Source organism: Pseudomonas poae (assembly GCF_001439785.1).
GTDB classification, from domain to species: domain Bacteria; phylum Pseudomonadota; class Gammaproteobacteria; order Pseudomonadales; family Pseudomonadaceae; genus Aquipseudomonas; species Aquipseudomonas poae.
Window position 1 is genome coordinate 36,811 of sequence record NZ_JYLI01000019.1, and the last position, 13,799, is coordinate 50,609.

The window sequence follows — 13,799 nt, forward strand, 5'->3', positions numbered from 1 at the left end:
GCCCCAAAACCAGGCGCTGAACCGTATCAGGTACACCGCGTTTTGCTGGATTGGGGGCGCTGCGCACCCCAACGCGGGGCAAGCCCGCTCGCCACGGAGCGCTGCGCAGCCTCCCTCATTGAGTTCGAGGTGGGCGTCAGACCACTTCCAGGTAGGAACTCTGGATGGCGCGGGCCAGTTCGCGCACGGTGTCGATGAACTCGATCAAGCGTGTGTGCAAGCCGTCTTCCAGAATCTCGTCGATGCCGGTGTAGCGCAGCCGCGCCTCGAACTCCGCCGCCAGGCGCTGCGCGGTGCGGCCGTAGCTGCCGGGCAGGTCGGCGAGGATCTGGCTGAGTTCCTCGATACAGGCGTGCAATGAGCGCGGGACATCGCTGCGCAACAGCAGCAGTTCGGACACCGAGCGCGCGTTGAGGGCGTTCGGGTACAGCTCGGTATAGGCCTCGAAAGACGACAAGGCGCGCAGCAGGGCGCTCCACTGGTAGTAACCACGTGCCGACAGGTCGCTGACTTCTTCGGACTCTTCGCCGAACATCTCGTAGCGCGCATCCAGCAGGCGCAGGGTGTTGTCGGCGCGCTCGACAAAGGTGCCCAGGCGAATGAAGCGGTAGGCGTCATTGCGCATGATGGTGCCCGAGGTGGCGCCGCGAAACAGGTGCGAACGCTGCTTGACCCAGTCGCAGAAGTGGCTGATGCCATGCCGCGCCAGGCCGCCTGCGGCGATGCTGCGCATTTCCAGCCAGGTGGCGTTGAGGTTTTCCCACATGTCGGCGGTGATGCGCCCGCGTACCGCATGGGCATTGCCGCGTGCGGCGCGCAGGCAGTTATAGATGCTGGCCGGGTTTTCTTCGTCGAGGGCGAAGAAGTGCAGCATGCGCTCGGCGTCCAGGGTCTGGTGGCGCTCCAGGTAATTCTCCAGCGTGCCGCTGCTGAGCAGCGACATGGCCAGTTCGTCGAGGCCGTCGCTGCGCCCGGCCTGGGGCATCAGCGACAACGAATAACTGACTTCGAGCATGCGCGCCAGGTTTTCGGCGCGCTCCAGGTAACGTGACATCCAGTACAGATCTGCGGCGGTTCTACTCAGCATATTCAGTCCTCCACCACCCAGGTGTCCTTGGTTCCGCCGCCCTGCGACGAGTTGACGATCAGCGAGCCTTCACGCAGCGCCACCCGCGTGAGACCACCGGGCACCAGGCGGGTTTCCTTGCCCGAGAGGACAAAGGGTCGCAAGTCGATGTGCCTTGGCGCGATGCCGTTTTCGACGAACGTGGGGCAGGTGGACAGGCTCAGGGTCGGTTGCGCGATGTAGGCGTGAGGGCGCGCCTTGATGCGTTGGCGGAAGTCCTCGATCTCGGCGGCTGTGGAGGCCGGGCCCACCAGCATGCCGTAGCCGCCGGAGCCCTGGGTTTCCTTGACTACCAGCTCGCCGAGGTTGGCCAGTACGTGGGACAGTTCTTCGGGTTTGCGGCACTGGAAGGTCGGTACGTTCTGCAGGATCGGTTCTTCGTCCAGGTAAAACCTGATCATCGCCGGCACGTAGGGGTAGATCGACTTGTCATCGGCCACGCCAGTGCCGATGGCGTTGGCCAGCACCACATTGCCCGCGCAATAGGCAGCCACCAGGCCGGGCACGCCGAGCATGGATTCGGCATTGAACGCCTGCGGGTCAAGGAATGCGTCGTCGATGCGGCGGTAGATCACGTCGACGGCCTTGGGCCCGTCGGTGGTGCGCATGAACACCTTGAGGTCGTGCACGAACAGGTCGGCGCCTTCCACCAGTTCCACGCCCATTTCCCGGGCCAGAAAGGCGTGCTCGAAAAACGCACTGTTGAAGCGGCCAGGGGTCAGCACCACCACGTTGGGGTTGTCGAGGCGGCTGGAACTCTTGAGCGTCTTGAGCAGCAGGTTGGGGTAATGGTCCACCGGCGCGATGCGCTGTCGGGCGAACACTTCGGGGAACAGGCGCATCATCATCTTGCGGTCTTCGAGCATATAGCTCACGCCGCTGGGGGTGCGCAGGTTGTCTTCGAGCACATAGTAGGTGCCGTCGCCGTCGCGCACCAGATCGACGCCGGAGATGTGCGAGTAGATGTCGCGGTGCAGGTCCAGCCCGACCATTGCCTTTTGATAGCCTTCGTTGCCTAGCACCTGATCCGCCGGAATGATGCCGGCCTTGATGATGCGCTGGTCGTGGTAGATATCGGCGAGGAACATGTTCAGCGCGTTGACGCGCTGGATACAGCCGCGCTCGATCACGCTCCATTCGCTGGCGGGAATGCTGCGCGGAATGATGTCGAAGGGGATCAGGCGCTCGGTGTCCTGTTCATCGCCGTACAGGGTGAACGTGATCCCGGCGCGGTGAAACAGCAAGTCAGCCTCACGGCGACGCTGGGCCAGCAGTTCCGGCGGCGTATTGGCCAGCCAGCGGGAAAAATCCTGGTAGTGCGCACGGCACTCGCCGTTCGCGTCATTCATTTCGTCAAAGAAAGATCGAGCCATTCCGGTACCTTGTCAGTGCCCAGGGTGCATGGGTGGCACTGCCGCTTTTAAAAACGCAATTTTTTATGAGCCCGTGGCGCAGGGTGCCACAGGCCTGGTCCTTTCTTTCTTGTGGGGGTGGCTCTGGGTCGGGGAGTAACGCTTGCTCCTGTTTACGGGCAGATGAAAGGGTTAAGCAATGCATGTGCCGCAATGGCCTCAAGGCGTTGATTACTTGTGGTGAGCGGGCTTGCCCCGGAACCCCGTTCGCCACGATGGGGCGTTCCACTCTCACATCGCCCGCGCAGTGCTCTTTAATGGTGCGTAACTAACTTGAACTTCGCACACGCCCGATTCTTCTAATTGGCATTCGACCATCTGCGGAGTACCGTCGTGCCCACCATCATCTCGCCCGATACCCCGGAATCGGCCCTGACCGACCACAGCGAGCACAACGCCAAGATCTTCGGTTCGCCCAAGGACCGCCTGGACTTCTATCGCCGCGAAATCCAGTACGAAACCAGTATCCTCGCCAACCGCACCGATGCTTACCTCACCGCGCAGTCATTCCTGGTGATTGCCTTTGTCTCCGGCATGGGCAACCTCAACCCGGAGTGGGGCAAGCTGTTTACCCTGGTGGTGCCGGTGTTTCTGGTGGCGCTGGGCATCCTGAGTTCGCTGAACGCCTGGCCGGGCATCCGCGCGGCGTATGAAATCATCGACCACTGGCACTACAAGCAGAGCGAACTGCTGCGCAGCGAACCGGTGATGGGCATGGCCTACGATGATTCGCCGTTGTTTTCCGAAATGGAGTCGTCCCACAAGGGCTATCGCAAGTCGCTGCTGTTCTCCATGCGGGCGCCGTGGCTGTTCATGGTGTTCTGGCTGGTGCTGGGCATTTATGCGTTCTACATCCAGGTCGATAATCCGATCCGCTGAGCAATCGGAAGGAACTTCGCGCGCCGCTGCGGCACCTTAGTTTTACGCAGTACAGATTTTCCCAGACCTGCGAAGAGGTGCCCCATGAACACCAGTAACGACCCGCAAACCAGCAACCGTAACGACCCGGCCATCGATGGCGGCGAGCCGGCCCCCGGCAGCGCTGTCAATGCGCCCAAGGACCCAACGCCCGACAGAGACCCCAAGGCGCAGGAGAATGAGTTCAGCCCGGATTTCGAGCCTGAGCCCGAAGCCAAGCCTGAAACCGATGCCGATATCGACACCCAAGGCGGTTAGAGGAGAAGGCCATGTCAAAAGAATTGGATGTGGAAGAAGACGAACCCAACGATCCGGGCAATGAAGACCCGGGCTCGTTGATGGACGATGCCACCGTGCCGCTCAATGATGATGCCACCGTGCCTCTCAACGATCTGGATGACGCGGCAGACGTCGGCAACATTGAGAATCAGGACTGACCCTTCGCCCTGGCGCGTCGTTCATACCAAGCCAGCATCGGCTGGGTACTCAGGCCATGAACGACGATGCTCAGGGCAATCACCGACACGGTAAGGTTCACCGCCACGGCGCTGCCGGTGCCGATCAGCCCATGGTTGAGGGCGTAGAACAGGTAGTAGATGCTGCCGATGCCGCGAATCCCGAACCAGCCCATCAGGCTGCGTTGCTGACGGTCGACCAGGCTGCCCCATGGCATCGCGAATACGCTGGCCGGGCGAATCACGCAGAACAGCAATGCCGCGACCAACAGCGCGCGCCAGTCCCAATGGCTGACCAGCACAATGCCCAGGACGGTCACCAAAAACACTTCCATCGAGCGTTCCACCAGGCTGCCGAACGAGAGCATGTCACCCATCATCACGCCTGCTGCAATCTGCGTGTCGGCCAGGTCGCTGACGTCACCTTGCAGGGCGCGGTCCGGCTCCACTTCCAGATGACCCACAACGGGCAGTGCCAGGTGCTCGGCGGGTGTTTTGGCGTTGCCGGTGGATTTGAATTCGGCCTGGCGCAGCCCGAGGCCGGCGGCAAACACCGACAGAAAACCATAGCCGCCGATGGCTTCGGCGGCCACGTAGGCCAGTGCGATCAGCGCCAGGGTCAGGTAATCATTGGGTGACAGGGTGCTGTCGTCATTAGTGATGCGCAGCCACAAGGTGACGCGGCCAATGCCTCGGCCCATCCAGTAACCCACCAGCAATCCTGCCGGCACTGCCCAGATCAGGTTTTTCAGGACCCAGCCGCCGAGCCAGTCGCCGTCGAAACCACCATGCTGCATGAACAGCAAGCTGAAGATCACGAAAGGGAAGGCGGTGCCGTCATTCAAGCCGGCCTCGCCCGAGAGACCAAAGCGCAGCGCGTCATAGTCCTGGGCGTTGTTGACCTGCACCAGGCCTGCCAGCACCGGGTCGGTGGGCGCCAGGATCGCCCCCACCAGCAGTGACACGCCCCACGACAATTGCAGCAGGTAATGCAGCGCCAGGCAGGTGCCGAGGATGGTCAGCAACATCACCGGCCCGGCCATGCCGAACGCAATGCGCCACAGCCGATGGGTGAGTGGCAGGCGCAACTTGAGGCCGCTGACAAACAGCGAAAACAGCACGGCGACTTCGGTCAGGTGCTCCATCCAGCGCGCGGAACCCTTGATGTCCAGGTGCAACAGGTCGACTCCCAGCGGACCAATCGCGACGCCCAGCAACAGACACACCGCCGAGGTGGTCACCGGCATCCAGCGCAGGTAGGAGGAGGTGAGGGCGAGGGTGAGCAATACGGCGCCGAGTACGGCCAACCATAGAATGAATGTCATTGAGCGTGTACCGGGCGTTGGTGTATGCAAGTTGGAGGGCTGCGCCCGGGTGCGGGTTCAAAGTGATTCCATTCACTTTGAAGGGAAAACCCCCGCTTTTACTTGGCGTGACGTCTTATGCTGGATTCCAGGGTCGTAGAGGGGGTGAACACCATGTCAAAGCCGGTGCCGCGGTCCATGAAGCGTTGAATGCCGGCGTGTTGGTCTGGACCCAGCGTATAGACAATGGACCGGCCTGCTGTGGTCGGTTGAATGTTTTTGCCGCCTAGTGCGCTGTCCAGTGCATTAGAGTTGTGGTGATACAGGTGCAACTGGCCATCAGAGGCTTTATGAATATAGACCGCGTGCGTTATTTGGTTTTTGTTGTCGCCGCCTCGACCGACGAAGGTAATGACGCCTGATTCGGTGATGTCGGCTGCCTTAAAACGGCTTTTCAAAGTGTCCGGGCGAATATTCATCATGTGTTTATAGGCATCTGATCCGCCACTGAGCACCTCGGGAATGATCATCTCGAACGTCGTGTCAGTGATCTTTCTGTCGGCCTGAGCGGTGCGTAATGCGGTGGCGTAACAAATGTCCAGATGGTTTTGCTCCTTATCCAATCTTTTATACAACGTCTTCATGTTTTCGCTGAGTTCACCGCTGGAAAGCACCTTGGCCTGAAAGTTCTGAAGCGGTGGCCCGAAGGGTTTTTGCGTGGCTGGGTTGATGGCGTGCCATTGACCGGTCACTTCATCCAGCTGCGCGAGTGCGCCAACATCACTTGCACCGTTGACGCCCTTGAGTGTGCCTTGCGCGATATTCGGTTTTTTCGTCAGTGCGGCGATATCAACCTTCGTCAACGCTGCGCGCGCGCGGGAAACGCCATGGCGGCCTAGCTTGAAAGCCCCTCGCGCCAGGTCATCAAGACCGCTCAAAGGGTTAAGCGCGCCTACCGTCGCACGGCCGAGGATTTTGCCCGCATGGACGACCCTGGATAATGCCGAAGCGCCGACTGACAGAGCTTTTGCTCCCTTCAAGGCCGCGCCCAGGCCGACCGCAAAACCGAAGATGTCGAAGGCCAGGTCCACAAAGCCTTCAAGGGTTTTTCCGTCGATGAAGTTCTTGATCGCCGACCGGAACGGGATCAGGTTGAGCACAATCTCTTCGACAATTCTGTAAGTGGGCACTTGCGTTTCAAAGGTTGTCGCGCCTTTGGCGTAGCGCTTTACCGCAGGCAGCTCCATGTCTGCGATCACCGCCTCGGCGAGGTAGCGGGTGCGTTCACTGCCGTAGCTGTAGGGCGCGCCGTGTTCGCCCTTTTTTTCATCCGTCAGCCCGGATGCAAACTCCCCGCCAGGCGTTACAGCGTCGTATCTTTTTCCTTTGGAGGGAAACCAACCGTCGGTGGGTTGGTGTTCCTTGTAGGCCATGCCGGGTCGCTTGGTGATGCTGCCCCTCAATCGGTTGATGGCATACGTCACCGATTTGCCGTTGCGCACGGTTTCGACAAGTACAGTACCTTTTTCAACGGGTAACGGATGATCGTTTCGCCAGTAGTCGATTTCGGTACGGACGGTTATTTTTCCAAACTCCAGATTTTTTCGGTCTTCCAATGGCAGGTTTGAAACCAGGGTTTTTATTTGTGCCGCGGTCGTCTTTTTTACCGCGTTCTCGTAATCGGCAAATGCTGTTTCGAACGGCTGCCGTGGGGAGGGTAAATCCTTGATTTTTGCCAGCACATCCTTGATGTCGATCCCTTTTGACAGGGTGTTCCAAGTGCCGGGCGTAAATTTGTCGCCGACCGGTAATGAGATCAACCCAGGTATGAGTGTCAGCCAATACACCCCATCGCTCAAATGTCCGTCCGGCGCGTGCCGCAGAAAGCGGCCATCGATAAACAGATCCAATATCGAGTAGGGCCCCGGGAAGTCCTTGTTGGAGGGTTTGAGCTCAATGCATTTTGCTTCGAACAGTTTCGGGTCCATGTCCGGCAGGGCTGTCTTTAACTGTTCCAGTGCGAGCGCGCTGGTGGTGGGCATGGGTGGAATCTGCGTTTCTGCGGCTTCGCGCAGTTCGCGTATCTGGTTGTTGAAGGCGTTGCAGACTTCGGTTATCGCACGTTCGGTCGACGGATAGCGCATGCCGTTTGCGACAGCCCAGTCCTTGATCGCAGCTTGCTGGGCTGCGTACTCGACCTGGCGTTCGTGATCGCTAATGGGGGCGACGCTGGCATGCAGCATGACCTGCGCATAGCTCATCGTCGCCGTCGCTCCGGGCGCTTTTGCTTCGATGCGGGCGACAGCGGTGGTAAAGCTGACCCAGCTGTGTGAGCCGACTTTCACCTGTTCGGGGATGTCCTTGACCAGAAACTGCGGCGCTCGGCTGGCCAGCATCAGGTGAGCCCGGAGCGTTGCGGTGTCGGCGGACTCGGCGTTGCCATTGGCGAGCAGGTGCTCAGCGAGCTTCTTGACGATGATCGAGGGCGTCTTGTCGGCGTTTTTCGCGGTGACCAGTGTGTAGCCTTCGATATGGGGCTGTGGCGAGTGAGTGGTTTCGCCTTCAATCTCGGTGCTGCTCTCCAGGTTCATGGCTGCCAGCAGCCAGTCTTCGGGGCTGCCCTTGATCGCGAGCCGCTCAAAAAACGCCTGAATGGCCTCGCCCAGTGCCTTGCCTCTGGGAGACTTGAGCAGGTTATCAATCAACCGTCCTGGATCGCGCAGCTCTGCCGGGGAAACGGATTGGCCACCCAGCAGGTGAGTGAGGACAGTTTCATCGGCAGGCACTTTCGCAGTGCCGAGTCGAGCCGAGTGTATGACTTGCTTGAGTTGACGCTGTCTGTCTTGCTCAAGGGGGGCGAGCCAGGCCAGTGCGCCACCCAGGTTACCCTGGGCCGGTGAGGTGAGGGCAGGTGTGGCCAGGGCTGTCGCCAGGTTCTCCAATTGCTCATGATTGTTTGGAATGTCCCAGCCATGGTCCTTGAGCAGTTGCAAAAGGCTGACCTGGTTCCATGTGCCGGTTTTATCCGGGTAGTAGGAGGCGTTCCTGGACAGATGAACGGGCTCTTTCAATTTTTTCGCGATGTGCTCGTCATCGTTGATGCCATTTTTTTTCACGGTGTCCGCCAGGTGTTGCAACGTGGTGGCGGCAACGTGGCGGGTATGGATATCGGCGAGCACTGACTTCTGTGTCTGCAATGCATCTTCACTGCGCGCACCGATCAACGCTTGGCGGGTGCTCGGGTCAAGTGGTTTGAAGCCCTTTTCACGCTCGAGGGTTTGCGCGCGTTGGTGTTTTTCGAATGGCGTCAGCTCCTGGGCCTCTTGATAAAAGCGGCCGACGATCCACCACGGCACCGGTTGATCGACCTGGGTTACAGGCGGCTTGAAGGCGGTACCCACGTCGAGCACGCGCGCGGCGTCGATAATGGGTCCGCTGATCGCACGCCAATGAGCATCGTCCTGTCCTACCGTGTGCAGTTTGCCCTTGACCATGAAGGCGATTTCGCCTGTCTGTGGATCAAGCGTAATCGTGGCCGGGTTGATGCGGTTGTCCTTGATCCACTGGCGCACATCGGTGGATTGAAACGCATCACGTAATTGGCCCCACCACTGGCCGAAGGTGGAGTGGGGCGGCAGGTGACTGATGGTGGGCGCGGTGCTGCTTTGGGCGGCAGAAAGCAGCGCTGTGCGGTAGTGCATGGCCAGTTCGCGGTCACCGTCGGCGCGGGCAGTGTTCGGTTCGGGCGGCGCCTGGGTGTCGTGCGGTTGTTTGGAAAGTGGCTGCGGGAGGGAGGGTGTAGACGTTGGCAACGGCTGACTGAACACCTGGTTATGGTAGGAGAGTCTTTGCATGAAGGGCGCCTTGAGATTGAGTGATATCAATCCTCTGTAGTGTCCGCCGCGCCATTGATTCCCTCGCTGGACCGCGCGTTTGATGACCTTGTGTTTCGATTCGAACATGAGCCTGCTTCAGGCGGTCGCATTGCTGCGACAAGCAGACCTGCTGTGCTTACTTGATCCGGTCCAGCAACAGCCGCTCCAGCGTTTCCACCGGCAACGGCCGGCTGAACAGATACCCCTGAATCTGGTCGCAGCCGGCCTCTTTCAGAAACGTCAACTGCGCCTGGGTTTCGACCCCTTCGGCGACGACCCGCAGATTGAGGCTGTGGGCCAGTTCGATGATCGTGCGCGTGATTGCCGCATCCTGCGGGTTGGTGGTGACTTCGCGGATGAACGCGATGTCGATCTTCAGCGTGTCGATGGGGAAACGTCGCAGGTACGCCAGGCTCGAGTAGCCCGTGCCGAAGTCATCGATGGAAATTTTCACGCCCAGGGTGCGCAGCCGTTGCAGGCTGGCGATGGTGTGCTCGGTGTTTTCCATCAGTGAGCTTTCGGTGAGCTCTACTTCCAGCCAGTGAGCCTCGACCCCGGTGGTGGCCAGAATGCGCTCGATATCGGCGATCAGGTTGCCCTCGATCACTTGATGCCCCGACACGTTGACCGACACTTCCACCGCACCAATGCCGTTGAGCTGCCAGGTGGCGATCTGTTGGCACACACGCTCGATCACCCAGCGGCCCACCGGCACGATCAGGCCAAGGTCTTCCAGTACCGGCACGAACACGGCGGGTGAAACCGGGCCATAGCTGGGTCGATCCCAACGCAGCAACGCCTCAAGGGCGCAGACTTCGCCGCTGGCCAGCTCGACCTTGGGCTGATAGTGCAGGGCAAACTCGTTGCGTTCAACCGCCGCACGCAAGGCATATTCCAGGTCTTGACGGGCCAGGTCGTGCACGTTCATCTGCGCGCTTGGACTGGTGTGTTTCAACAATTGCTGTTCAAGCATCAGGCTGTGCTGTTTGAGCAGGTCACCGTGGGCTTTGAGTCGCAGCAGGTTGCGCACCCGCAGCCACAGCTCCAGGCGCTCCACCGGCTTGGTGATGAACTCCTCGGCGCCGCTTTCCAGGCCGCTGACCCGGGCCTCGGATTCACTGAGCGCCGAGAGCATGATGATGGGGATATTCGCGATGGCGGGATTGCCCTTGAGCTGGCTGGCCACTTCGTAGCCGTCCATGCCGGGCATCATGACGTCCAGCAACACCAGGTCAGGCGGGCTGCTGGCCACCAGGTGCAGGGCCTCTTCGCCGCTGGCGGCGCTCAGGGTCAGGTAGCCCTCGTGGTGCAGCAGGGTTTCCAGGAGTTTGCGTATGTGAGCGTCGTCGTCAACGATCAACAGCGTTGCGGGTGAGCTGGCCATGGAGAGGACTCATGCTAGAGGTGTAATGGACGGGTTCAGCAGGGTGTCGATCACCTGGTACAGCTCCTTGTAGCGCAGGGGTTTGATCACATAGGCGTCGCAACCGGCCAGGCGGGTTTTTTCCCGATCCTCTTTCATGGCCATGGCGGTGAGGGCGATCACCGGGATATGCGCGGTATGTGGGTCTTGCTTGAGCAAGCGTGTGGCAGCCAGGCCATCCATGCCAGGCAGTTGAATGTCCATCAGAATCAGCGCCGGTTGTTGCTCGCGCGCCATGGTCAGCCCGCTTTCGGCGTCTGCGGCCCACACCACGCTGTGGCCGGCATTCACCAACAGCAGGCGAGCCAGACGCATATTGGCTTCGTTGTCTTCGACGATCAGGATTGCGGCCATGTGGCCTCCAGAGTTCGGTGCAGCGGCAGCCACACCACAAAACGCGCGCCGAGGCCTGCGTGGCTGGCCACGGCGACGCTGCCGCCATGCAGGTCGGTCAACTGCTTGACCATCGCCAGACCAAGACCTGTGCCTTCGAATTTGCGCGCCAGGCTGCTGTCGATCTGGCTGAAGGCCTTGAACAGCTTTCCCATGTCATCCCTGGCAATACCGATGCCGGTATCGCTGACGCTCAATTCGAGGAACTGTGTGTGCGTACTGGGCGGCAGTGCAAACCCGTGCACCGGCCAGTCGCCGGGCACCAGGCCGACTTGAGCGCGGCTGACTTCGCGCACGGCCAGGGTTACCGAGCTGCCGTGCTCGCTGAATTTGACCGCGTTGGCCAGCAGGTTGTAGACGATCTGCTTGGTCTTGCGCAGGTCCAGCTCCAGCCAGCCGAAATCGTCCGGGCTGTCGAGCTTCAACTGGATACGCTGCAGCGCGGCTTTCTCACGCACGATCAACAGGCTGTTGGCCAGCAGGCCCGACAGTTCAACCGCTTCCAGCTCCAGGTCCATCATCCCGGCCTCGACTTTGGACAGGTCGAGAATGTCGTTGATCAGCGACAGCAGGTGCTGGCCGCTGGTAAAAATGTCGCCGATGTATTCGCGCTGGGTGTCGCTCATGTCGCCCACCAGCCCATCCTTGAGCGCTTCGGAAAAACCGATCACCGCGTTCAGCGGCGTGCGCAGTTCATGGGACATGGTGGCGAGGAATTCGGATTTCATGTGGCTGGCGTGTTCCAGCTCCAGGTTCTTTTCTTCGAGGGCGCGTTCGAAACCCTTGCGCTCGGCTTCTTCCTGTTTGCGTGCGGTATTGTCGGTGCCGATCAGCAGGTAGCCGATGATCATGTCGCTGCGGTTGCGCAGCGCTGTCACCGAGACCATGGCCGACAGGCGACTGCCATCCTTGCGGATATACGTCAGCTCGTAGATGTCTTCGATACCGCGCGAGGCCTTGAACACCAGCGCCTCAAAGCCCGGTGTGATAGGCGTGTCGAGTTCCAGGCTGAGCGCGGCGGCGCGGGTGATCAGCTCAACGGGGTCGGAAATATCGGCCGGGGTGATGCGGTTGACCACATCGGCGGCGGCATAACCGAGCATGCGTTCGGCGCCGACGTTGAAGATCTGGATCACACCCTTTTCGTCGGTGGCGATGCTGGAGAAATACGCGCTGTTGAAGATGGCGTCCTGCAGCGCGCCGGTCTTGAGCAGGGTTTTCTGGCGTTTGAACTCGACGATCTTTTCCGCGCGCGATTGCTGCGGTGTGGGTGGCGGTGTGTCCATCGCTTGTGCGTTCCGTGCTATTCAGGCCCGACATCGAAAAGGCCGACGCCGCAGAGCATGCTCACAGAAGATCGCGTGCGGGCGATGATGAGGAGATGAGGTCTTTGGACAATAGCAGAGATTATGGCGTTTTGATGGCCGAATACGCACTGGCGGCATTTTTTCGCCCTCAATTGAATGTCGCCACCGCCCCCAACGCGTAATGACTGCCAGGGTTGGAAGATGTCGGCAAGCGAGCAGGCCGACGATCCTTACACCGGCGATATGGTCGCCAGCAGGCCAATGCCAATAGTCAGTACCAAAAAGCCGAACAGGAACAGTGCCATCTTGGTCATGAGGCCTCCGAAAAGTTGGATGACAGAAATGTCGGGTTGGCGACATTGTCGGTCCGCTGCGGCTTTCAGTACAGAGGCAGGTAGCGAATAAAAAACCATATCAGATTGTGGTTTGTTGAATGACGCAAGGCTTTGAGCTGGGGCCTGTTTACCGGCAAGCTGCAGGTTCCGGTTGAGACAGCCGGCCCATTTGCCTCTAAGATGGCGCCCATGGGATCAACAATAAAAGTGGGCCACCCCTCGATGGAAAGACGTCAATTCAGCGGCGGCATGAAAGGCAAGAATCTGCGTTACCTCAACGAAAACCCCGGGCAACTGGCATCGGTCACTCGCGTCGGCTTTTTGTTGCTTGAACACTTCTCCCTGCCGGCATTCACCCAGACGCTCGATACCCTGGTCACGGCCAACCTGCTGCGCCCCGAGCTGTTCGCCTCGCGCACCTTCGGCTGGGGTGAGGGCGAAGTCATCAGTGACCTGGGCCTGGTGATTCGTCCCGACGCCGCACTCGACGCGGCGGCGTTGCATGACGTGGACCTGCTGGTGATATGCGGCGGTTTTCGCACGGAGCTCAAGGCCAGCGAAGACTTCATCCATCTGCTGCGCAGCGCCGCTGAACAAGGCATCAGTCTTGCCGGGTTGTGGAACGGCTCCTGGTTCCTGGGGCGCGCCGGGTTGTTGCAGGGTTATCGCTGCGCAATCCATCCAGAGCATCGGCCGGCACTTGCCGAAGTGTCCAAGGCAGCCCAGGTCACCAGTGAACCCTTCGTCATCGACCGCGACCGGCTCACCGCCTCCAGCCCTTCGGGCGCCTTCCACATGGCGCTGGACTGGATCAAGAGCCTGCATGGCAAGGCGTTGGTTGAAGGCGTCGAAGATATTCTGGCCTTCGAGGAATCACGCTATCGGCGCATCAAACCGACCGAGAACGTCTGCGTCAGCGCGCCGCTGCGCGAAGTGGTCAAGTTGATGGATGCCAACCTTGAGGAACCCCTCGAACTCGACCAGCTTGCCGTCTACGCCGGCCGTTCCCGGCGCCAGCTCGAACGGCTGTTCAAGGAGCAACTGGGCACCACGCCGCAGCGCTATTACATGGAACTGCGTGTCACCGAGGCGCGACGGTTGTTGCAGCATACCGAGTTGTCCCAAGTGGATGTGCTGGTGGCGTGCGGGTTTGTATCGCCGAGTCATTTCAGCAAGTGTTACAGCGCGTATTTCGGATATCGCCCCTCCAAAGAGAAGCGGTTGGTGAAGTAGCTTGTGTGTCGTTGAGGA

At 60.1% G+C, this 13,799-nt stretch carries 11 protein-coding genes; 4 read left to right on the forward strand and 7 right to left on the reverse strand.

The features are described from left to right. Nucleotides 1-136 precede the first annotated feature (136 nt). Nucleotides 137-1,087 (reverse strand): alpha-E domain-containing protein, encoded by a 951-nt coding sequence (locus tag TU75_RS20405; RefSeq protein WP_003230148.1) that lies wholly within the window; start codon nucleotides 1,085-1,087, stop codon nucleotides 137-139. 2 nt (nucleotides 1,088-1,089) lie between these two features. After that, nucleotides 1,090-2,499, reverse strand: coding sequence for a circularly permuted type 2 ATP-grasp protein (locus TU75_RS20410; RefSeq protein ID WP_003230151.1), 1,410 nt, complete (start codon nucleotides 2,497-2,499; stop codon nucleotides 1,090-1,092). A gap of 372 nt (nucleotides 2,500-2,871) precedes the next feature. Here TU75_RS20410 and TU75_RS20415 point away from each other — a divergent pair, with 372 nt between their 5' ends. The 3 genes from TU75_RS20415 (at nucleotide 2,872) to TU75_RS27710 (ending at nucleotide 3,893) form a co-directional block, all read left to right on the forward strand. Continuing rightward, nucleotides 2,872-3,417: a hypothetical protein gene (locus TU75_RS20415; protein ID WP_003230153.1), complete on the forward strand. Its 546-nt coding sequence runs from the start codon at nucleotides 2,872-2,874 to the stop codon at nucleotides 3,415-3,417. Nucleotides 3,418-3,501: 84 nt separating this feature from the next. Then, a complete protein-coding gene (locus TU75_RS20420) occupies nucleotides 3,502-3,714 on the forward strand; it encodes a hypothetical protein (RefSeq protein ID WP_060549916.1) in 213 nt (70 codons plus the stop codon). Nucleotides 3,715-3,725: 11 nt separating this feature from the next. Then, nucleotides 3,726-3,893, forward strand: coding sequence for a hypothetical protein (locus TU75_RS27710; RefSeq protein WP_015371992.1), 168 nt, complete (start codon nucleotides 3,726-3,728; stop codon nucleotides 3,891-3,893). Here TU75_RS27710 and TU75_RS20425 read toward each other — a convergent pair. The 5 genes from TU75_RS20425 to TU75_RS20445 all read right to left on the reverse strand — a co-directional run bounded on the left by TU75_RS20425 (nucleotide 3,884) and on the right by TU75_RS20445 (nucleotide 12,192). Beyond that, nucleotides 3,884-5,236, reverse strand: a complete 1,353-nt coding sequence (locus TU75_RS20425) for a cation:proton antiporter (RefSeq protein ID WP_060549917.1) — start codon at nucleotides 5,234-5,236, stop codon at nucleotides 3,884-3,886. The two genes, TU75_RS27710 and TU75_RS20425, sit on opposite strands and share 10 nt — an antisense overlap. Before the next feature lie 98 nt (nucleotides 5,237-5,334). After that, nucleotides 5,335-9,177 (reverse strand): DUF8038 domain-containing protein, encoded by a 3,843-nt coding sequence (locus TU75_RS20430; RefSeq protein ID WP_231981979.1) that lies wholly within the window; start codon nucleotides 9,175-9,177, stop codon nucleotides 5,335-5,337. 49 nt (nucleotides 9,178-9,226) lie between these two features. After that, a complete protein-coding gene (locus tag TU75_RS20435) occupies nucleotides 9,227-10,474 on the reverse strand; it encodes a GGDEF/EAL domain-containing response regulator (RefSeq protein ID WP_060549919.1) in 1,248 nt (415 codons plus the stop codon). Between the two features lie 9 nt (nucleotides 10,475-10,483). After that, nucleotides 10,484-10,867, reverse strand: coding sequence for a response regulator (locus tag TU75_RS20440; RefSeq protein ID WP_003230164.1), 384 nt, complete (start codon nucleotides 10,865-10,867; stop codon nucleotides 10,484-10,486). Then, nucleotides 10,852-12,192, reverse strand: coding sequence for a sensor histidine kinase (locus TU75_RS20445; RefSeq protein ID WP_060549920.1), 1,341 nt, complete (start codon nucleotides 12,190-12,192; stop codon nucleotides 10,852-10,854). Before TU75_RS20445 ends, TU75_RS20440 begins: the two co-directional genes overlap by 16 nt. A 605-nt stretch (nucleotides 12,193-12,797) precedes the next feature. Between TU75_RS20445 and TU75_RS20455 the strand changes: the two genes are divergently transcribed. Continuing rightward, nucleotides 12,798-13,781: a GlxA family transcriptional regulator gene (locus tag TU75_RS20455; RefSeq protein WP_060549922.1), complete on the forward strand. Its 984-nt coding sequence runs from the start codon at nucleotides 12,798-12,800 to the stop codon at nucleotides 13,779-13,781. The last annotated feature ends 18 nt before the right edge of the window (nucleotides 13,782-13,799 follow it).